The sequence below is a fragment of the Desulfonatronum zhilinae genome (assembly GCF_900182865.1).
Classification (GTDB): domain Bacteria; phylum Desulfobacterota; class Desulfovibrionia; order Desulfovibrionales; family Desulfonatronaceae; genus Desulfonatronum; species Desulfonatronum lacustre.
This window is the reverse complement of sequence record NZ_FXUJ01000008.1, coordinates 37,895-59,154: the sequence shown is the minus strand read 5'-3', so window position 1 is coordinate 59,154 and position 21,260 is coordinate 37,895. Positions and strand designations below refer to the sequence as shown.

Here is a 21,260-nt window from a genome sequence, read left to right as displayed (position 1 = left end):
CTTTCCCCCTATACCAACACCATGCGCAATTCCTCAAATCCTTCCACCAACGCTCCCATCCTCGCCGCAACCGCATCCAAGTCCCTCCCTTCGGCCGCGTCTTCCATTTCCTTGGCCAGTGCACGCAGGGCCTCCGCGCTCAGATTGGCGGCCATGCCCTTGAGGGTATGGGCCTGCATACGGGCGGCTTGGGCGTCGGCGGCATCCAGGGCCGTCTGGAGTTCCCGGATGTGCCGGGGCATGTTTTCCAGGGACAACTTCAGCACATCCCGAACCAGGTCCTCATCCCCCATGCAACGATCCAGAAACGCGACGCGGTCGAACACGGGCGGAGCCGCGCCCTCCCCTGTCCGTTCTTTTGCCTCCCGCTCGCCACCCCCTTCTTTCCCCTCCCGACTTCTGACTCCTGACTCCTGACTTCTCTCTCTTCCCAGCCACCTTCCCAGCACCCGGGCCAATTCATCCGGGTTCACCGGCTTGGCCACGAAATCATCCATACCGGCCTCGAAACACAGCTCCCGATCCTCCGGCATGGCCCCGGCGGTCATGGCGATCACCGGCGTTCGCCGGGAGGGATGAGGCCTGAAACCTGAGGCCTGAGGATCGGAACTCTGTCCTTTGTCTTCCGACTCCTGACTTCTGACTCCTGACTCCTGAATTCTTATCCTTCTCGTCGCCTCCAACCCATCCATCTCCGGCATCATCACGTCCATGAGCACCAGGTCGTAGGGGGTGGTTTGCAGGGCGTGGAGGGCGTGGAGGCCGTTGGAAACGGTATCGACATGAAGGCCGAATTTCCTGAGCATGCCCAGGGCCACCTGTTGGTTCACGGGGTTGTCCTCGGCCACGAGGACCCGGCCGATGAAACGCGGACAGGCTGCCTGGCGGCGCTGGATTTCCCGCGCCAAATGGCGGGTGATGATCGGCTTGGAGGCAGATCGCTCTCCCGTGTCGGCCATGACCAGGGCCAGAGTGTCGTACATCTCGGATTGGCGCACCGGTTTGTTCAGGTAGGCGGCAAAGCCCAGGTCCGCGAACAGGCGGGCATCACCGGGCCGCCCCAGAGACGTGAGCATGACCAGAGGGATGGGCCGAAACCGTGGATCGGCCTTGAGCAGCCGCCCCAGACTCCCGCCGTCCATGCCCGGCATCTGAAAGTCCACAATGGCCAGATCGTATGGATCGGCCCGGTCATGGGCCTCAGCCGCGGCCCGCAGGGCCTCTTCCCCGCCCTCGACGGCCTGGGGCCGCATCCCCCAGGCCGTAAACTGCTTCATAAGGATTTCCCGGTTGGTGGCGTTATCGTCCACCACGAGAACATGCAGCCCCGTCAGATTCTCCACGGCCTCGGGCAGAGCCTCGTCCGTCGCCTCCTGAACACCGAACCGGGCCGTGAACCAGAACTCCGAACCCTGACCCGGCATGCTGCTCAACCCTATTTCTCCGCCCATCATTTCCACCAATTGCCTGGAAATGGCCAATCCCAGCCCGGTACCCCCGAACTTCCTGGTAATGGACGCATCCACTTGGCTAAACTTGTCGAAAAGCAGATCGATCTTGTCCTTGGGGATGCCGATGCCGGTGTCCCGGACCGTGAAGCGCAGCTTCACGGTCCGGGGTTCAGGGTTCATCGGTTCACGGTCCAAGGGTTCACGGTTCATCGGTTCACGGTCCAAGGGTTCACGGTTCACGGTTGGATACGTGGTAGGGTCGGGGTGTGTTGCGTTTGGCGTGACATCGTTGGGCGAAAGATTTTTCGCCCCTACGCCACCATCCGGTATTCCATCAGTCATTTCATCAATTCCAGCATCCCAGCATTCCAGCATTCCAGCATTTCCTTCCTGCCTCTCCACCATCACCACAACTTCCCCCTTCTCCGTAAACTTTACCGCATTCCCGATCAGGTTCGTCAAAATCTGGCGCAGTCTTCCGGGGTCGCCGCGAAGGAGGGTGGGGGCGTCGGGATGGATGGAGGAGATGAATTCCAGGCCTTTCTCGTGGGCTCGCAGAGCCATGACGGAAGCGATGTCGTCCATCAGGTTTTGCAACTCGAAGTCCAGCAGTTCCATGCTGACCCGCCCGGCCTCAATCTTGGAATAATCCAAAATGTCGTTGATCAGGCTCAGAAGGGCCGCGCCGCTGGTCTGGATGGTTTCGGTATAGCGGCGCTGCTCTTCGGTCAGACCTGTATCCAAAAGCAGTTCGGTCATGCCGATCACGCCGTTCATCGGGGTGCGAATCTCGTGGCTCATATTGGCCAGAAATTCGCTTTTGGCCCGAGTAGCCGCCTCCGCCTTGATCAGGGCCGCGTCCAGTTCCTGATTCTTCAGTTCCATCTCATCGACCATCTGGTGCAATTTATCCTCGGCCTGCTTGCGGACAATGACTTCCCAGGTCACGTCGGCCAAAAATATCAAGGCGTCCAAATCCTCCCGGGTGTAGTCCACGGGCTTGTTGCCCACGCCCATGATGGCCACCACCGCATCATGGCGCATCACGGGAACGACCATTTCCCGAACCACCTCGGCATGGCCGTCCGGCAACCCTTTCTTGTGCGGCAGGGAGGCGTAGTCGTTGTGGATCACCCCCTTGCGCTCCCGGACGCACTCCACCCAGACCCCGGCCCGTTCGATATCGTAGTGCAGACCTTGGCCAGGCGCTTTGCAGAAACGCTCCTTCGTCGCCGTGGACCACTGCTGCAGGGACAGGGCCTTCTGGTCCGATTCCACGAAATGTAGAAAGCTGATGGAACTACTCAGAAACCGCTCAACATCGTCTAGTGCCCTGACCATCAATTGACCCAATGAGTGATCGGAGGAAGAGGATACCAGCCTCAGCCGGATTTCCGTTTGCTGTTCGATCCGTTTGCGACTGGTGATGTCTTCCTTCACCGCGATGTAGTGGGTGGTCCGACCCCGCTCGTCGAAGATCGGCGAGATGGAAGCGGATTCCCAATAGACTTCGCCGTTTTTCCGGATGTTCTTGAACTCGCCGCGCCACTCCTTGCCCGAAGTCAGAGCCTCCCACATTCCCCGATACTCCTCCGGACTCTTGTCCGAAGACTTCAACACCCTCGGGTTCTGGCCGATCACCTCCTCCAAAGCGTAGCCCGTAACTTTGGAGAACGCCGGATTGACGTACTCGATCGTGCCTTCCAGGTCGGTCAGGACGATGCTGGCGGGACTTTGCTCCACGGCCCTGGACAACATACGGAACCGTTCCTCGGCCCGCTTGCGGTCGGTGATGTCATGAACCATGCCGATGGATCGAATGATGCTTCCGGTAACACCGCGTTCGTGAACACAACGCTCTTGGACATGGCGAACCTCACCTGTATCTTTGCGAACAACCCGGTGTTCGATCTCGTAACTATCCCTTCCTTCCCGCAACGATCCTGAATAAGCTTCGTCCACGGCCGCCCGATCGTCAGGGTGGACGAAATCAAGAAAGGCTTCATAGGTGGCTGCAAACTCCTGGGGCTCGCAGCCGAATATGCGGTAGACTTCGTCCGACCAAGTCAATTGGGTGGTGTTCAAATCAAGCGTCCAACTGCCGAGTTGGGCGAGGCGCTGCGACCTGCTCAGCAACGCCTCACTCTCCCGAAGCCGCATATCGCTCCGGCGCAACAGCCGCCCACCGATCCTCAGGCCCGCCAAGCCCAGGACGCCAAGCAGCAGATGCGTCAGAACCAGCGCGGCATGGCCGCCGTGAAGCCAGTTCCAGGCCAGGGACGCCGCCAGCACGGCGCCCCAGATGAAGGCTACCGTCAGGACCAGCCTGTTCGTGTTCAATGGGGACGTTTTTGTGTGTTTGCTCATGGCCTTGGCTCTTGGTTTACGAAACGCGAATTGTCGCGGAATAAAGTATTTCAACAAATTCAGCCCATGCGCAATCTTGATTCTCGTCTTGGCGACTCAATCCCTTCAGGATAAGACGACTTGCATGCCCTGCCGGATCTCGGTCACATCCTGGCAAACGCCAAACAGTTTTACGGACCGACCAGTCTCGTCGCGGACCACCTCGCCCAACGAGGAAACCCACCGCACATCCCCGGTATCCTGGCGGATGATCCGGTGTTCGATCCGGTATTCCGGCTCCCCGTCCAGAACTTTCTGAAGACTGTCCTGGATCGCCGGCAAATCCTCGGGATGAGCCAAAGGGAAGAGTTCCGGGGCGGTCAACACCCTGGGCCGGCAGCCGTGGATCGCGAACCAGTTGGGGGACATGCGGAACACGTCCGCCTCCATGTCCCACTCCCAACTGCCCATCCGGGCCATCTGCTCGGCCTTTTCCAGAAGCAGGCGCTGCTTGCGCAACTCAACCCGCTGCTGACTCGTCTGCGAAGCATCCCGCATCCAGAGCACGAGACGCTGGGGTTTGTCCGTGGCGTCCAGTACGGGAAACAGCCTGAGTTCCAGATCCTTGTCGCGAATACGCACGTCGCCATGGACCAGGAATCCAGAGCTCAGAGCCTGTGCGGCCAGTTCCTTGATCCGACGCAGTGCTTTTCCGTCCATAAGATGCTGCATGCGGCAGTCGTACGCGGGATCGCATTTGCCATTGCACAGCCGGTGCATCTCGCTGTTGCCGTCCAGAACGGAGAGATCCGGGTGCAAAATAATCAAGGCATCCTGGGAGGAATGCATCACGCCCTGCAACAGCCGTTGCGCATCCAGCATCATCCGCTCGGCCTGTCTCCGAGCATGGTTTTCCTGCTCCATGGCCTGGCTGCACCGCTCCCGCTCCCGGATCAGTTCTTCAAGCTGAAATATCTGTCCGACCTGATTGGCGGAATGGTCGCGCAGCACCGCATCCAAATGGGTCACGTCCACGACGGTCATCCAGACGGCTTGATCCTTGGGCGGACCTTCGGTCTGCCCTTCATCGCCGGAAACTGTTTGTTCCAAAAACCAGTCGGCATTCTGCAACACGACCACAATCCGTGCACCGGAGGCCGGGAGCAGCCGCACTTCCCTGACCTGGACCGGAACCCCGGCGGCCAGGTTTTCCAAATCCAGCTTCAAGGCGATACGATCCGCCGGGTCCACGTGGCGCTCCAGAAAACCATCCAGGGAAAGGACTTGCCGTAAGCCGTCGAGCCCCAGCAAAGCGGAGAGGGAGGGGGAGAGGATCACCCGGCCCTGTTGGCCCAGGCCCAACAGGGCTATCCTGGGAACCAATTCGGGCCAGGGGGTGGGGGAGATGGAAGCAGGCGGCTCGGAGCCGGCAACGGAGAGGCCGGGGTTATCGGTGTCGGCGAAGAAAGCGACCGGATCAACACCCAGGCCGGCGGCAAGGGCATGAATGGCCCCGAAAGACGGGCCGGAGGCCCCGCGTTCCACCTTGTTCAAATGATGGGGAGACATCCCGGCCCTGGCGGCCAGCTCCTTGCGAGTCAACCCGGCCTGCCTGCGCAAGGCCTTCAACCGCCGACCAAAGGCGCCGACATGGTCCGCATCGGGATAATGGAAAGAAAAGGGAGAAGATGGCATGACAGGCCGCTCCTCGCTGGGGGTCAATCTGAGAATACCGAAATTGACCATGCCATGCCCAACCAAAAGATGCAAAGACTTTTTCAATTGGTCATTGGGTGGTCAAGAAGCAAAGAGGAATGATGCCGGGCCATCTTCTCAATCATGGATGAGCCTGGCCAATCTGGAACGTCAATCGAAATGAGCCGGGCTTATTGCGATTGAAGGCTGTGTTCACTCTGCTAAAATGGTTTCCCGGGAATCGATCGTTCCCACGGTCCAGCGTGGGAATGCAGCTCCCGACGCTCCAGCGTCGCGAATTGAACTCCTGTGAAAACGCTGCTTTTTGGAAATTCTCGAGTCTTGGCTGATGGGGATTGACTGCTCACTCCGAGCCAAAACGGGGCGCTGAAGAGCCCGGGCTACGTTCCCACGCTGGAGCGTGGGAACGATCGGAGGAGGGGACAGAAAGGCGGAGGCAAGAACTTGGGCCTGGCCGATGTTTGTCATTTGTAGCAACACAGGCTGAAACTTGACAAAATATGCATCCGTAACATTGTTGAAAGTCTGAAACGCGGTCCTTCACCCCTCCCAAATCCGATTCCGTCCGGCCTCCTTGGCCTTGTACAGGGCCTGGTCCGCTGCCTTGAGAACATCCTGGGGCGATTGGTCCGGGACGGCCTGGCGGGTGGCGTGACCCACGGAGACGGTCACGTGGTCGGCGATGGGGGAATAGGCGTGGGGCAGGGTCAGGTTGGCCACAGCCAGCCGTAATGTCTCGGCCATCCCCGCCGCGCCCTGGAAGTCGGTTTCCGGGAGCAGGGCCACGAATTCCTCGCCGCCGTAGCGGGCGATCATGTCCGAGGGACGACGCGCCGCGGAGCGCAGCGTCTTGGCCACCCGTTGCAGGCAATCATCTCCAGCGCCGTGACCGTAGTTATCGTTGTAGGGCTTGAAATGGTCGATATCCAGCATGATCACGCTGACGTCCCGGCCGGACCGGGCCGCGCGTTTCCATTCCTGTTCCAGAGCCAAGTCAAAGCTGCGCCGGTTGGCGATGCCGGTCAGCCCGTCCATAAGGGCCAGTTTTTCCAGCATATCCGTACGGACCTTCAACTGAACATGGGTGCGCACCCGAGCCTTGACCACCGCGTTGTTGAAAGGCTTGGGAATATAATCCACGGCCCCCAGGTTGAGGCCCTTGGCCTCGTTTTCACCGCTGCCCATGGCCGTGACGAAAATCACCGGGATGCCTTTGGTCTTCGGGTCGTTCTTCAGCCGTCGGCACACCTCGTATCCGTCCATGTCCGGCATCATGACGTCCAGGAGAATCAGATCCGGGCTCGTCTCCCTGGAAGCCAGTTCCAAGGCCTTGGCCCCACTGGCGGCGACCAGGACATGGTAGTCCTCCTTGAGCAATTGAGCCAGGGCGTGAATAACCGTCTTCTGATCGTCCACGATGAGGACGGCGGGCTTCTCTCGTAATTCCTGAAGATCTTTGTCCATGCGTTATCCTGCTCAGTATGAATAAACGGGCTATGCCCTTTTGTCCTCTGCCTCAGCCGAGATCCACGCCCAGCTTCCCGGCCGTCTCCAGCAGCAAATCCGCGGCCTCGTCCTGGGCAAAGTCGTCCACGAGGGTCCGCAATGTTTCAGCCAAAGCCCGGCCCAGTTTGACTTCAAGGAAATCGGCCACGGGCTCCAGCAGATCGTCCTCCACCAGCTCTCCGGCCCGTAAGGCGGCCAGAAGCCGACGCATGGCCGGGGCGATGTCTTCCGGCAGGGCAATGCTCCTGGCAGCCGCCCCTGACGCGGTCACCTTCTCCAGCCCGGCGCGGACCTGATCCAGAGCCGCGGCAAGCTCCTCGCGAAGCTCCGCGCTGACCCCCCGGCCCTGCTTGAAGGCCAGGTCAATGGCCACGGCCGCGGCGGTCAGACGATCGGCCCGGATCAATCCGGCCACCCCCTTGAGTGTATGGGCCATGCGACGGGCCTCCTGATCGTCACCGCCCTCCTGTTCAATCCGCGCCAGCATTTCGGGCAAGGCCGAGAACTCCCGCTCCACTTGTTCCTTGAAGCCCCAGATCATCTTTCGATAAAACAACACGTTACCGTCAAAAAAACGCAGCCCTTGCTCCAGGTCAAAACCCGCCAAGGTCTCCGGAAGCATCTCTTCGGCCCTCCGCTTTTCGCGTTCCGAACCGGAGTCCGTCCCGGACCGCGCTTCTCCCCGAACCCGCAACCATTGGGCCAACGTGTGATACAGTTCCGCCCTGTCGATGGGCTTGGCCAAATGCCCATCCATCCCCGCCTCCCGGGCCATCCTCCGATCCGCCTCCATGACCGCGGCGGTGAGGGCGATAACCGGAATTCTGGGATGCTGGGATGCTGGGATGCTGGGATTTTGGGATGCTGGAGTATGGGAGTGCTGTGTTTCTTGAACAGATTCTGAAATGCTGCCATCTTTTCCTGTCTTTTCAATTCCAGCATTCCAGGATTCCAGTATCCCCGCATTTTTTTCCAATCTTCTAATTTCCCGCGTAGCCTCAAACCCATCCATCACCGGCATCTGCAAATCCATCAGGATCAGGTCGAAAGGCCGGGTGCGGAACAGGTTTACGGCTTCGAGGCCATTGTTGGCGATGGTGACTTCGGCCCCGGTTTTCAAGAGTACTTCCACGGCCACTTCCTGACTGATGGGGGTGTCTTCCACCAGAAGGATGGAGTATCCGGCAAAAGAGGGAACCAAATGTTCCCAAGTACTGCCAGGTGCCCCGCCTGGGCCCGGAATGTCGCCTCCGGTGGCCTCCAACATGGCATCCACCAGGGTCGAGGCGGTCACGGGTTTGCCCAAAAAGGCGCTGAACCCGGGCCGCCGGGGCGGCAGATCGTCGCGGCTGTAGGCGCTGATGATGCAGACGGGAATGTCCGGACCGGTCAGAACGCCTTGTTCCCGGAGCTGATGCAGCCGTTCGATGGCCTGTAACCCATCCAGCTCACCGGGCATTTTCCAGTCCATGAGGATCACCCCAAAGGGCTCGCCGACCTGCTCCGCGCGGACCACCGCGTCGATGGCGGCCTGGCCGCTGTCCGCCTCGGACACCGCAAAGCGGCAGCTTTCCAGCAGCTCACGCAGCACTTCCCTGGCAGTGGCGTGATCGTCCACCACCAGAACCCTGGTCCCGAAACCGCCCAGATCCGGACAGCCCGTTCGTTGCGCACTTTCCGAGGCTACAGGCAGATCCAGCTCAAAAAAGAAGGTGCTGCCCAGCCCCGGCACGGACTCCACCCCCAATTCGCCGCCCATGCGTTCCACCAGCTTCCGGCTGATCGCCAACCCCAGCCCCGTGCCGCCATATTTACGGGTGGTGGACGTGTCCGCCTGACTGAAAGCCTGAAACAACCCGGCAATCTGCCGGTCGTCCATGCCGATGCCGGTGTCCCGAATTCTGAAGCGGAGCCGGACGGTCCGGGGTTCACGATCGAAGGGTTCACGGTTCAGCGGTTCACGGTTCACGGTTGGGGCCGTGGTTTCGTCGGGAGAGGGGGGATTTGGCGTGACATTGTCGGGCGCACCGCGGTGCGCCCCTACATCCAAACCTCCAACAACCGCACCATCAACCGCTGAACCGTTGAACCGTGAACCGTGAACCTCCTCATCAACCTCTGCGACCTCCACAACCACTTCCCCCCGCTCCGTGAACTTCAAGGCATTGCCCACCAGATTCGTGAGCACCTGGCCCAGGCGCAGGGAGTCGCCGATCAGGGCGTGGGTGGTGTCGGGGGGGATGCGGAAGGCCAGTTCCAGGCCCTTGGCGTCCGCCGTGGACGCGAACAGGGTTTTCATCTGGTCCAGCAAGTCGTCAAGTTTGAAGGGTTGCGGATCAAGTTCCAGTTTTCCGGCCTCGATTTTGGAGAAATCCAGGATGTCGTTGATGATGCCCAGGAGCATCCGCGAGGAGCCGCTGATTTTGTTCAGATAGTCGCGCTGCTTGTCCGTCAGGTGAGTCTGGAGCAGCAGATCGCTCAGGCCGATCACCGCGTTCATGGGCGTACGGATCTCATGGCTCATATTGGCCAGGAATTCGCCCTTGGCCCGGCTGGCTTTTTCGGCCTGGGTCAGGGCCGCGTCCAGCTCGATATTCTGGCTCTCCATCTGGAAGGCGAACTCGCGCAGCTTCTGCTCAGCCAGCTTGCTCTCGGTGATGTCCCGGAAGGTGACGAACAGCAGCGGGCGTTCGTCTAACGCGATGGTCTGCACCGTGACGTGGACGTCCCGAATGTCTCCATTCTTTGCACGATGCTTGGTTTCAAAAGCATCCCACCCCTGCTCCCGGACTCTGGCCACATGGCGCTGGACATCATCGGGAGTCTCCTGGGCCTCGTACTCCTCGATTTTCAGCCGGGCCATTTCATCCCGGGCGTAGCCCAACTGCTCGGCCAGGGTATCGTTGAGGTCAACGAAGCCGCGGGTCTCCATATCAATGATCCCCAGTCCATCCCGGGCCTGGGCAAAAAGGGTCCGGTACTTCAGTTCCGCCGCGGCCAGCTCCTTTTCAGCCTGCAAGCGCAACGCTATGTCCCGCCGCAATCTGCGTCGCTGGGAGGCAAGATACTGCATGGCCAGACCCAACAGCAGAGTCAGGACCAGGGCCAGGGCGGCCTGGACCTGGCTGACCAGGCGCAAACTTTTGAGCGTCTCCGAGGACGTGAACCGGACGAGATAGGCCATGGTCCGACCGTTCAAGTCGGAAAGGGCCAGAAACGTCACGGCGCAGCATTCCGTTCCATGGGTGACCGGTACCATAAAGGAAACACCCTGGCGCATGTTTTCCTGAACCTGGGAGTCTTGGCGCAAAAGCGGATTCATGGCCTGAACACGCTCGGACTCGACAAAATCGCGAATGATCCGGGAAACGGTGGGATTTTCAACAAGATAGTCCGGGTTGATGTCTGATGGGACGTACTTTTCCCGATGTTCCGGATCCACTGTCTCCAGGACGGCATCCCGGCGCAGCAGCAAGGCATAGTCACCGCCGCCGATCATCTCCACAAGATGGGTGTGGATGCGATCAAAGGGCAGGGTCAGTTCCACGCTGCCCAGATGTCGGCCATCCCGCGACAGGGGGAAGACGAACCGGAATCCCGGGTAGGTGCGGCCCACTTCCAGCCCGGTCGCCGGGCGGAACTCCTGATTGGCGATGCGGACCGAAGGCCGCAAGTCAAAAAGGGGATCGCCGACCATATGGGGCATGTGGAAGCGCAGCAATGAGCGATCATCCGCCAGATGAAACTGAAATTGACGCATGCCCGTCGCCTTCAACTCATCATAGAGCGGCCCGAGCAGACGAAAAAGCCGCCCCCGGATCACCGGTAGCTCTTCTTCCGGAGCGTTCATGGCCAGCTCCACCAAATCCAGCGTTTCGGGCCGGTCCACCTGCAAGCGAAAACGGATTTCCGCCTCCCGGCGATAGGTTTCAATGGCCGCCCGGTAGGACACGTCCAAAGCCATGACATGCTGCTCCGCCACCAGCTTCACCTCCTGGCCGTACTGACGGTAAAAAAAATGCCCTACAAGGAGCATGGCGGCCACGGTGAGGGCTGGAATAACAAACCAGGTGGGACGGAAGAGGGATTGCTGAGGCATGGGGTCTTGGAGGGTTACGGTATTGCCGTCGGATCGCCGAAATCGCGGAAACCGGCATAGGCGTCGTCGCTGGCCGGGGCCATGCCGTGGCGGATGGTTTCGCCCCACTGGCTATATTCGATTTCGGGCGCGGCCAGGAGGATGGAGCGGAGGCGCTGGATCTGGTCGGGATTCAGTGTTCGGGCGTTGGCGAACAGGCCGGTGGCCGGCACCCAGTCCGAGTAGGCCCGGACCGTGATGCCCAGCGGCAGGTATTTGTGCGCGAATTCGTCCTTGACGCTGCCTGCGCGGACGTCACCCCGGACCACGGCGAAAACAACGGCTTCGTGGGTGCCCAGGTACTGGTAGGCCATTTCTTCCAAAGAGATGTCGGCAAGGGCGCGGAGCATGGCGTCAGCACCCAGGTACCCACATGTGGACAGGCGCTGGGTCAGGCCGAAGGGCAGGTCGGGCAACTCCGCCTGGGCGATATCGTCGTCAAGCAGGGTGATCACGGCGCAGCGATACCGGGCATTGCCGTCAGGTTCCCTGAAAAAAACCAGCGGCTCCACCTCGGGCATCCTCTGGCGCAAGGTTACGTAGGGCAACGGCCCCAGAAAGATCAGGTCCAGCTCGTCCTGCTCAAAGGCCGTCAGAATCTTATGATGGGCGTCAAAATAAACCATTTCCACCGATTGGCCCAACTCCCGCTCCAGGTAGGTCACCAAAGGGTTGAACGCCCTGACGATCACCTCCCGGTTTTCCATGGGCAAGGGGGCAAAACGGATGGGTTGTGTGGCCGTCGCGATTGGCGAAAGAAGTAGCAGAGCAAGCAGGATGGAGATGCCGAGCAGAAGCGGGCGGAGAGAATGGAAGGGGGGCATGTGAGGGGCGGGCATGGTGGCGACCTTTGTTTCATGTGTCGTTATTTCAACGATACAGACTCGGCCAGCCATACCCTCTCGGTTTTCATGGTGCAAGGAGAACAGCGGGTATCTACTCAGCACATTTTGTGTCCGCCCTTGCTCCGGCAATCGGAGTCGGGGTCGTTATCGGAATCGGAATCGGAACAGGAAAAATTTTGAACGCATCCCAGCGTTTTCGATCCCGATTCCGATTCCGATACCGACTCCGACCCCGGCAACGGCATTCCTCTATCTGAGTGTTGAAAAAGTCCTTTGTCGGCAGTTCGTTCAAAAACCCCAAGTGCAAGGAGCAAGAAAAGCTCAAGGTCGAAGCGTATTTATTGATACGTGAGAGTTTGAGCTTTTTGCGGCGACGCAGCAATTGGGAGTTTTTCAACGGACTGCTATGCTGAGTAGTTACAGCAGCGGCAACGCATGCCCCCTTCAACCTTCATCCTTCCCCCCATACAACCCCTTGGCCGTTCCCGGGAGGCTTTTGGACAGGGAGCAGAGCACGGGCACCACGATCAACGTCAACAGCGTGGCCACGGCCAGGCCGAAGACCACGGCCACGGCCATTGGGCCCCACCATTGGGCCGACTCGCCGCCGATGCTCCAGGTCAGGCTCTTAAAGTCGAAACTGACGCCGGTGGCCATGGGCATCAGGCCGAGGATGGTGGTGACGGCCGTGAGCATCACCGGTCGGAACCGGACCAGTCCGGCCCGCAGCAGGGCTTCGGAGCGCTCCATCCCCCGGGCCAGAAGCTGCATGTAGTAGTCGATGAGCACGATGGCGTTGTTCACCACCACCCCGGCTAGGCTGATCACCCCGATCCCGGTCATGATGATCCCGAAGGCCGTACCCGTGACCAACAGCCCGAAGAACACGCCGATCAGGGAGAAGAGCACCGCGGCCAGGATGATCAGCCCGGGGATGATGGAATTGAACTGGGTGATCAGGATCAGGAAGATCAGGAAGATCACCGCCACAAAGGCCTTGCTCAGGAACTCCTGGGCTTTGGCCTGCTCCTCCTGCTCTCCGGTGAACTGGTAGGAATACCCCCGAGGCCATTCAAAACCGGCCAGAAGCCGCTCGATGTCCTCCAGCACGTCGTTGGCCAGGCGCCCGGAGACCGAGGCCGAAATCGTGACCACCCGGCGCTGGTTCAGGCGCATGATGTCCCCCACGCCGCTGCCCAGTTCCACTTCGGCCACGCTGGTCAGCGGTATGGGCTCGCCGTGAGGCCCGGAAATGGTCAGTCGCTTCAGGGACTCCAGGGAATTTCGGGCCTCCTCCGGAAGCCGGGCCGTGATGTCGTACTCGTCCCGGTCGTCGCGCAATACTCCCACCCGCACCCCGCCGATGGCCGCCTTGACCGTATAGGCGATGGTGTAGGCGTCCAGCTCCATCAACGCTGCTTTTTCCTTGTCGATGTTGATTCGGATCTCCGGCTTGCCCTGAACGAAATTGTCCTTCAGGTCCACCAGTCCGGGGATATCCCGAATAGTCCGGCGAACCTGGGCCGACAGTTCGCCCAGGACCCGGATGTCCCGCCCGGAAATCTCCATGTTTACCGGCGGCCCCGTGGGCGGCCCCCCTTCTTCCTTTTCCACCTGGACCTCGGCCCCGGCAATGGTCGCCAGAAGGCGTTCGCGAATATCGTCCAGGGTCTTGGTGGAAGACTGGGCGCGATCGTGGAAATCCACGAAGTCCAGGGCCACCCGGCTCAGGTGCGTTCCCGGCCCGCCAGCAGCGAAGGGATCGCCCCCGGCGGAACCGATGTTCCCGATCACAAACTTGATGTCCGGGTATTCCATGACAATGTCTTCCACCTGGGCCACCAGCCGGTCCGAGGCGTCCAGGCTGGTGCCTTCCGGAGCGCGGATATGCACGTAGGCCCGGTTCGGGTCGGTCTCCGGGAAGAACTCCACCCCCTTGCCCCAGGTCCCGAAACCGACCATGGCCGCGACCAGCATCAGCACGGTCGTTCCCAGAACCACCAGCCGATGGCGCAGGGACCAAGACAGAAGACGGAGGTAGAGTCGCTTGATCCAGGGCTCATGGACCTCTTCCTGGTCGGGGTTTTCCATATCCTCGCTTTGTCGGGGCTTGGCCGGCCTGACGACCTGGTACCGGGCGGAAAGCACCGGGTTGACCACCAGGGCCACGAACAGGGAAGCAGAGAGAACCATGATCAGGGTCTTGGGCAGGAACATCATGAACTCACCCACGATGCCCGGCCAGAACAGCAGCGGGATGAACGCGGACAGGGTGGTCAGGGTGGCCGTGATCACCGGCCAGGCCACCTGATCCGTGCCGATCCGGGCCGCGACGGCCCGGGGCCGGCCCTGCTGCATGTGGCGATAGATGTTCTCCACCACGACGATGCCGTTGTCCACGAGCATGCCCAGGGCCAGGATCAGGGAAAAGAGCACCACCATGTTCAGGGTGATCCCGAACCCGGAGAGCAGGGCGAAGCCGATGAACATGGAATACGGGATGGCCAGGGCCACGAACACGGCCGAACGTCCGCCGATGAAGGCCACGATCACGGCGAGCACCAGAATCAAGCCGGAAAGAATGTTGTTCTCCAGCTCGGAAACCATGAACCTGACATCCTCGGACATGTCCGAGGTGATATCCAGGATCAGGTCCGGGGGCAGATCCGGCCTGAGCCGGTCCACCATGGCCCGGACCTCGTCGCAGATCCGGACGATATTCTCTCCGCTGCGCTTTTGCACCGAAAGGGTCACGCTGGGCCGCCCGTTGATCCGGCTACGGGTCAGAGGGTCCTTGTGGGCGTCCTCGATCCGGGCCACGTCGCGCAGGTAAACGGGTCGTCCGTCGCGGACAAAGGCCACGATGGAAAAAATATCCGCCGGGTGTTTGAAATCTTCGGGCACGCGCACCAGATAACGGGTCTCGCCGATGTCCATGCTCCCGCCGGGCATGTTCACGTTGCCCTGGGTCACGGCCTGGATCATGCTGGAAAAAGGCACGTTGTAGGCCCGGATGCGGTCCAGGTCGAACTCCACCCGGATTTCCCGCTCCAATCCGCCGCTTTCCAGGACGTTGAGCACCCCGGGGATGGTCTCGATCTCGTCCTTGAGATCCTCGGCCCAGGTCTTCAGCCGGGCCAGGGAGTACGGGCCTGAGAGAACCACCCGGATCACCGGGATGTCCGAAAAATTGACCTCCTCCACCACCGGGTCGTCCTCCAGGTCCGAAGGCAGGTCCGCCTTGGCCTCGTCCACCTTGACCCGGACCTTTTGCAAGGCGTCGTCGATGTCCACCGAGGGAATGAACTTCACCGCCACCGTGGACAACCCCTCGGACGAACTGGCCCGGATCTCCTCCACCCCGGACAACCCCTTGAGCTTGCGCTCAATGGGCATGGTGATCAACGTCTCCATGTCCTCCGGCGCCACGCCCTCATAGGTCGTGGTCACGAACACGTACGGAATGGTGATGTCCGGGAAGGCCTCCCGCGGCAAAGTCAGATAGGAATACACGCCGATGATCACCAGGAACACCAGCAAGGTCAGGACCGTGGCCTGGCGGCGCAAGGCCCATGTGTTGACGATCATGTTCGATTACTCGCGTCCTACTGCTGTATTGATGGATGGTATTCTGATCCCTTGGGATCTGATAGTTTGCGCCCAAGGATCTTCGTCATCATCAAGATTGAACGGATGCAGCTCAATAGGCGCATATCTCGCCAATACTGATTTTACCTGCTCCACATCCCTTGCAAGACACCCCGAAAAATTCGCATCCCAGACAGCTACGTCGATATCCGAAAAATCGTGGGGTTGGCCATGGGCATAGGAGCCGAAAAGGTAGACGTCCTTTGGCGAGTATCCGGCCTGGATCAAGTCCTGGATAAAATCTTCGATCATGTGGATCGCAGCGCTTCGGTCAACCATTGCATCAATTCCTCCACGAGGCTCATTTTTCGAGATGTGTATTCGACGGTGCACAACTTGTAGAACCGATCCTTGTAATCCTGATATCTAGCCTCCATGTTCCAGGTCGTGATCACTTGAAGCTCATCCTTGAACTGAGAAGGCAATTGCAACCGCAATCGCTCAGCGATAATTCCGAGGTTATGCGTGCGAGGGGGGAGCGCCCCGGGATTCTCTTTGACCCAATGGGCCTTGAGCAACTTCTCGACGGCCAGGTGGGCAAAAAAAAGAGCATGCATATTACGCCCTGAGCCAAAAAGATCACCTGCTGCTTCCCAGTCACGAAGAGCGGAACGATGCCAGTAGGCAATTTGCTCATGAGTATCCATTACCGCACCACCACCGCTGTCCCTTCATCCACTTCACGGTGCCCGGCCACGATCAGGCGGTCGCCGGGGTGCAGGCCGCTGGTGATCTGGATGCGGTCGCGTTCGATGACCCCGATCTCCACCTGGCGGGCCCGGGCCAGGCCGTCTTCTTCCACGTAGACCAGGCGCTCCCCGCCCCGGTCGATCAGGGCGGACAGGGGGATGGCCAGGGCGTCGGGGATGATCCGGCGCAGGAAGAGCACCCGGGCGATCATCCCCGGACGAATCCGGCCCTCGGGATTGTCCATGACCACCTGGGTGCGGAAGGTCTTGGTGGCTTGGTCGCCCCGAAAGGCGATGAAGTCGATGACGCCCGGAAACTCCTGGCCCTGAAAAGCATCCACCATCACCAGCACGGGCTGGCCCACCTCCAGAAAGCGGACATCCATTTCCGGAACCTGGACCTGGACCTTGATCTTATCAATGTCCACCAGTTCGACGACCACCTGGCCGCGGTCCACGAACTCGCCGACCTCGATCAACAGATCGTTCACCCGACCGGAGCTTGGAGTCCGGACCAAACCACGGTCGTACTCGATTTCAGCCTGACGCAACGCCTCCCTGGCCTGAACCTTCTCGCTGCGGATCTGGTCCAGTTCCTCCTCGGAAATAATCTGATCCTGGAACAATCGTTCCCGCCGTCGCAGCTGGTCCTCGAACAGCTCGAAGGCCGCCCGTGCCCTGGCCATGCCCGCGCCCAGGGCCGTGACGTCGACCTGGGCGATGACCTGACCGGGCCGGACGTGATCGCCCTCGCGCACGGAGAGCTTTTCAACCCTGCCGGCGGTCTCCGCGGCCAAGGCCACGCTCAGCCAGGGGTCCGCCGAACCGGGCAGCACGACCGCGTCTCGAATCTCTTGCGGCACGATCTCCTGAATCACCACGTTGACCCGACGCGGAGGGGCCGGTTCCCCGGAGTCCGCTCGGGATTCTTCTCCGGACGGGGAGGAACAGCCGGAGAGCGGCGCCATACCAGCCAGAATCAGCAAAGCCAGCAGAATCAGCCGGACGAATGAAAACAAGAAATGCGTCGTCTTTTGCATGTGCGAATCCCCGCCTCGGGGGGAGAAAGATGGAGGTGGTTGCAAGGAAAGTCGTGATGGGATAGAAAAAAGGATATTGAATGTCGCGTCAACCGTCCTGATTGACCCGGCCTATCTACTCCCTTCCATGACCATGTTCAAGCTTTCCTTCACAGCGGCCGGATTCCGCGATCACTGTCGCATCAAAATAAGAAAGCCATATCACTGATGCCGACGGCTTTGCGCCGCCTCGGCTCAAACGTCTCTGGAGAGATGCATGCGCTCCTTCCCTTCTCTTTATTCATTTCACCGTCCGTTCCTGGCCCTGTTTTTCGCACTGGCCCTTGTCTGCGTTCCGCAGGCCGCGCTGTTCGCCCAACAAAACCCCGCCCCGGCACCCGACCTTACGGTCGCCACGGCCCCCGACGGTCCGGCCCAGGACCTGGACGTCCGTCTTGACTCCGTCCGGTCGCAACTGGCTAATATCGCCCAGTCCATTCAGGACCGCCGCCAACACCTGGACGTCATGCGCCAACAAATGGCCGACGCGCAAACCGCCTCGGAACGCGCGGAGATGGAAGCGGGAATCGTCGAACTGGAGCGCTTGATCCAGGCTTCCAGGGCCACCTTCGAATCCGTGGCCACCGGCGGAGTGGACAGCTCCATCTTTCGCCACGAACCGGAAAGAGATTTTAATTGGCAGCAAGAACTTTTCGAAATCATCAAGCCTTTTCTGGATCAGCTCAATCAATTCACGGAAACCCCGCGCAACATCGAGCGGATCAACCGTGAAATATCCCAGGATCAGGCCAGGCTGAACGTGGTCAACCGGGCCCTGGCCAACATCGTCAACGTCAGCGCCGGAGTTCAGGACGAGCACTTGCTCGACCGTTTGCTGGCCCTGGAAAAATCCTGGCTGCAACGCAAGTCGGACCTGGAACTGGAAATCAACCTGCAACAGCTCCAACTCCAGGAACTGCGGGACGAGCAGAAAACCTTCTGGGACATGCTCCACCAGGGCATGCTTTCCTTTGTCCAGGGCCGCGGCCTGATCCTGATCCTGGCGGTCCTGGTCACCGCCGGGGTCTGGTTCCTGCTTCAGACCCTGCCCAAGGTCGCCCGCCGGAAGGAGGACGATGCGGTCGTCCTGAAACGCAAGCCCCACGCCAAACTGTTCTCCGTGGGCTATCAGGCGATTTCCGTCATCCTCGCCCTGTGCGCCCTGCTCCTGGTGCTCTACGTTTCCGGAGACTGGCTGCTTCTGGGCTTGGCCATGATCATTCTCGTCCTGGTTGCCGTGGGGTCCAGGACCTACCTGCCCAAGTTCATGACCGAGGTCCGGATGTTGCTGGATATGGGGCCGGTCCGGGAAGGGGAGCGGATTTTCCTGAACGGAATTCCTTGGGAGGTCAAAAACCTGAACATGTACTCGACCTTGTACAATCCGGAGCTGCAAGGCGGCGTGCTGCGCGTGCCCCTGGGCGATCTGGCCAGCCGGATATCCCGCCCGGACGACCCGGAGGAACCCTGGTTTCCGACACGCAAGGACGACTACGTGATGCTTTCCGACGGCACCTACGGGCAGGTGCTGCTCCAGACGCCGGAGGTGGTTCAGATCAAGCACGTCGGATCCGTGCGCACCTTTTCCACGGGCTCCTTCCTCGGATCCTCGCCGCGCAACCTGACCCGCGACGGCTTCGGCTACGCCGTGACCTTCGGCATCGACTACCAGCATCAGGCCATCTGCCTGGAAGAGGTGCCGGGCATCTTCGAGACCGCGGTGACGGATGCCCTGAAGGCCTCGTTCAACGACGGCCTCGAATCCGTGTTGGTGGATTTCAAGGAAGCCGGGGCCTCATCCCTGGACTATCTGATCTACGTGATGATGAACGGCAAAACAGCCGGCTCCTACTGGGCCGTGGGCCGGATCATCCAGCAATCCTGCGTCCGGGTCTGCAACGAACGTGGCTGGATCATCCCCTTCACCCAACTCACCGTGCATCAGGGAGACGGCTTTGAGGCCCTGCGCACCGTTCGATCGTAGCCGCCGATTGCCGCGACTTCTCGTTTTCGCCCTGCTGCTGGCCGGCTTGGTCGCATCGACCAGGCCGGCCCAGGCCCAGTTCGACAACCTGCGGGCCCTCGTCCCGGAGACCCTGCACCAGACCTTGTTCGGCACGGACGCGTATCAGGTGGTGTTCGAAGGCGACCTGGACTCCGGTCTTCGGGACGTCCTGCGCTCGGTGTCCGAATCCCACGCCCTGCGCGAGCGCATACCGGCCACGGACCAGATGTTCCAGCGCCGCGCCCGGGCCGACATCCCCAACCTGCTTCGCGCCCTGCGCTCCGAAGGCTACTACGACGGACGGGTCGAGGCCCATGTCGATCCGCACGCTTCGCCGCCCCGGATTGTTTTTCAGGTCCAGCCAGGGCCTGCCTATCTGCTGAAGGCCGTGCATTTCGACGGCCCGGATTCCGAAGAGGGGTTCGGCTTTCCTCCTCCCGGTCCGGCCACTGCGGGCCTCGCCCTGGGCAGCCGGGCCAGAGCGCCGGAAATCAGCGGGGGCAAGGACATGTTCCGCGAGTTCCTGCGCGAAAACGGCCACCCCTTTCCCTGGGTCGCGCTCCGGGAAGTTCAAGTGGACCATGAATCCCAAACCCTTTCCGTATTCTACACCTTCAACCCCGGTCCTTCGGCCCGGTTCGGCCCGGTGATCGTGGAAGGCGAAGAGCGGGTCTCGCCGCGCTACATTTTGGACCAGGTTCCCTGGTCCGAGAACCAGCCGTTCCGGTCTTCCCAACTGCAAAGGCTGCGCGCCACGCTGATGCAGACCGGCCTGTTCACCATGGTGGACGTCTCCCATCCGGGATCGATCCCCGAGACATCCGTGTACAACGACCTCGGGAACAACGAGCTGCCCGTCACCATATCCGTGGTGGAGCGCGTCCCCCGAACCGTCAAGGCCGGGGTGGCTTACGAAACCGACACGGGATTCGGCACGGCCCTGGAATGGGAGCATCGCAACATCCTCGGAAGCGGCGAACAACTTCGCACCCGACTCCACTTGGCCGAAAAACGGCAAATGCTCGAAGGCGAATTCCAGGTACCTGAGTTTCCCGACCCGTCCCAGTCCCTGACCATCCAGGGCAATATCGGCCAGGAAACAACCGACGCCCTGGAAAAAAGGGAAGCCGCGGCCGGAGCCATGATCAACCGCCAACTGGACCGCTTCTGGTCCGTGGGCCTCGGGGCCACCTTCCGGTACTCGGAAGTTACCCAGCTCGGAAAAACCGAGACCTACGGCCTGATCTCCACCCCGGGCGAGCTGACCTGGGACAGGCGCGACAACGTACTCAACCCGGCCAGGGGCTGGCGGGTCCAGCTCCGGGCCGAACCGTTTCTGGACACGCTGGAATGGAACACGACCTTCTTCAAGCTGTCCGGCTCCCTCAGCGCCTATCTGCCCATCCTGGCCAAAGACCGCCTGGTCCTGGCCGGACGGGGGGCCCTGGGGTCGATTACCGGCGAAGCCAACATGAACCTGCCCCCTGATCAACGTTTCTACGCCGGCGGAGGCGGCTCGGTCCGCGGCTACGCTTACCAGTCCATCGGACCGGAGGTGGACGGCAAGATCGTGGGGGGCAAGAGCATGGTGGAGGTGGGCACGGAACTGCGGCTGCGCCTGGAGAACAACATCGGTCTGGTGGCCTTTCTGGACGGCGGACAGGTGTTCAGCGAAACGGAACTCCAATTCCAGGACGATTTCCTCTGGGGAGCGGGTCTGGGGCTGCGCTACTACCTGGATTTCGGCCCCATCCGCCTGGACCTGGCCTTCCCGCTAAACCGGAGGGACAAGGACAGCGCGTTCCAGGTCTATGTGAGTATCGGGCAGGCGTATTGA

The 21,260-nt window shown here is 60.7% G+C and carries 11 protein-coding genes; 2 read left to right on the top strand and 9 right to left on the bottom strand.

Annotation, left to right across the window (positions count from 1 at the left end; all coding sequences use genetic code 11):
- Nucleotides 1–8 precede the first annotated feature (8 nt).
- The 9 genes from AC559A_RS08375 to AC559A_RS08335 all read right to left on the bottom strand — a co-directional run bounded on the left by AC559A_RS08375 (nt 9) and on the right by AC559A_RS08335 (nt 17,379).
- On the bottom strand, nt 9–3,818 hold the full coding sequence (locus AC559A_RS08375; protein ID WP_498817419.1) for a PAS domain S-box protein: 3,810 nt from the start codon (nt 3,816–3,818) through the stop codon (nt 9–11).
- A 105-nt stretch (nt 3,819–3,923) separates the two neighbouring features.
- Entirely contained in the window at nt 3,924–5,492 is a 1,569-nt protein-coding gene (locus AC559A_RS08370; protein WP_498817417.1) for a helix-turn-helix domain-containing protein, read from the bottom strand.
- A gap of 561 nt (nt 5,493–6,053) precedes the next feature.
- A complete protein-coding gene (locus AC559A_RS08365) occupies nt 6,054–6,977 on the bottom strand; it encodes a diguanylate cyclase domain-containing protein (protein WP_498817415.1) in 924 nt (307 codons plus the stop codon).
- A gap of 52 nt (nt 6,978–7,029) precedes the next feature.
- Complete coding sequence (locus tag AC559A_RS08360; RefSeq protein ID WP_498817413.1) at nt 7,030–11,118, bottom strand: response regulator; 4,089 nt, start codon at nt 11,116–11,118, stop codon at nt 7,030–7,032.
- A gap of 14 nt (nt 11,119–11,132) precedes the next feature.
- The gene (locus tag AC559A_RS08355) at nt 11,133–11,996 is read right to left on the bottom strand and encodes a PhnD/SsuA/transferrin family substrate-binding protein (RefSeq protein ID WP_498817412.1); all 864 of its coding nucleotides are present in this window, start codon (nt 11,994–11,996) and stop codon (nt 11,133–11,135) included.
- Nucleotides 11,997–12,446: 450 nt separating this feature from the next.
- Nucleotides 12,447–15,590 (bottom strand): efflux RND transporter permease subunit, encoded by a 3,144-nt coding sequence (locus tag AC559A_RS08350; protein ID WP_498817410.1) that lies wholly within the window; start codon nt 15,588–15,590, stop codon nt 12,447–12,449.
- Between the two features lie 6 nt (nt 15,591–15,596).
- Nucleotides 15,597–15,902 carry a nucleotidyltransferase domain-containing protein gene (locus AC559A_RS08345; RefSeq protein ID WP_498817408.1) on the bottom strand — a complete coding sequence of 102 codons (306 nt, stop codon included), beginning with the start codon at nt 15,900–15,902 and terminating at the stop codon, nt 15,597–15,599.
- On the bottom strand, nt 15,899–16,297 hold the full coding sequence (locus tag AC559A_RS08340; protein WP_498817406.1) for a HEPN domain-containing protein: 399 nt from the start codon (nt 16,295–16,297) through the stop codon (nt 15,899–15,901). Before AC559A_RS08340 ends, AC559A_RS08345 begins: the two co-directional genes overlap by 4 nt.
- Nucleotides 16,297–17,379, bottom strand: a complete 1,083-nt coding sequence (locus AC559A_RS08335) for an efflux RND transporter periplasmic adaptor subunit (RefSeq protein ID WP_498817404.1) — start codon at nt 17,377–17,379, stop codon at nt 16,297–16,299. The genes AC559A_RS08340 and AC559A_RS08335 overlap by 1 nt, the downstream gene beginning before the upstream one ends.
- Nucleotides 17,380–17,635: 256 nt before the next feature.
- Here AC559A_RS08335 and AC559A_RS08330 point away from each other — a divergent pair, with 256 nt between their 5' ends.
- Both AC559A_RS08330 and AC559A_RS08325 read left to right on the top strand, forming a co-directional pair.
- Nucleotides 17,636–19,402, top strand: coding sequence for a hypothetical protein (locus AC559A_RS08330; protein WP_498817402.1), 1,767 nt, complete (start codon nt 17,636–17,638; stop codon nt 19,400–19,402).
- 7 nt (nt 19,403–19,409) lie between these two features.
- Nucleotides 19,410–21,260: an autotransporter assembly complex protein TamA gene (locus tag AC559A_RS08325; protein WP_498817401.1), complete on the top strand. Its 1,851-nt coding sequence runs from the start codon at nt 19,410–19,412 to the stop codon at nt 21,258–21,260.

What these genes read in the sequence shown, in the direction of transcription:
- AC559A_RS08375 (WP_498817419.1), bottom strand. Translation starts at nt 3,818, where the DNA reads ATGAGCAAACACACAAAAACGTCCCCATTGAACACGAACAGGCTGGTC.
- AC559A_RS08370 (WP_498817417.1), bottom strand. Translation starts at nt 5,492, where the DNA reads ATGCCATCTTCTCCCTTTTCTTTCCATTATCCCGATGCGGACCATGTC.
- AC559A_RS08365 (WP_498817415.1), bottom strand. Translation starts at nt 6,977, where the DNA reads ATGGACAAAGATCTTCAGGAATTACGAGAGAAGCCCGCCGTCCTCATC.
- AC559A_RS08360 (WP_498817413.1), bottom strand. Translation starts at nt 11,118, where the DNA reads ATGCCTCAGCAATCCCTCTTCCGTCCCACCTGGTTTGTTATTCCAGCC.
- AC559A_RS08355 (WP_498817412.1), bottom strand. Translation starts at nt 11,996, where the DNA reads ATGCCCGCCCCTCACATGCCCCCCTTCCATTCTCTCCGCCCGCTTCTG.
- AC559A_RS08350 (WP_498817410.1), bottom strand. Translation starts at nt 15,590, where the DNA reads ATGATCGTCAACACATGGGCCTTGCGCCGCCAGGCCACGGTCCTGACC.
- AC559A_RS08345 (WP_498817408.1), bottom strand. Translation starts at nt 15,902, where the DNA reads ATGATCGAAGATTTTATCCAGGACTTGATCCAGGCCGGATACTCGCCA.
- AC559A_RS08340 (WP_498817406.1), bottom strand. Translation starts at nt 16,297, where the DNA reads ATGGATACTCATGAGCAAATTGCCTACTGGCATCGTTCCGCTCTTCGT.
- AC559A_RS08335 (WP_498817404.1), bottom strand. Translation starts at nt 17,379, where the DNA reads ATGCAAAAGACGACGCATTTCTTGTTTTCATTCGTCCGGCTGATTCTG.
- AC559A_RS08330 (WP_498817402.1), top strand. Translation starts at nt 17,636, where the DNA reads ATGCGCTCCTTCCCTTCTCTTTATTCATTTCACCGTCCGTTCCTGGCC.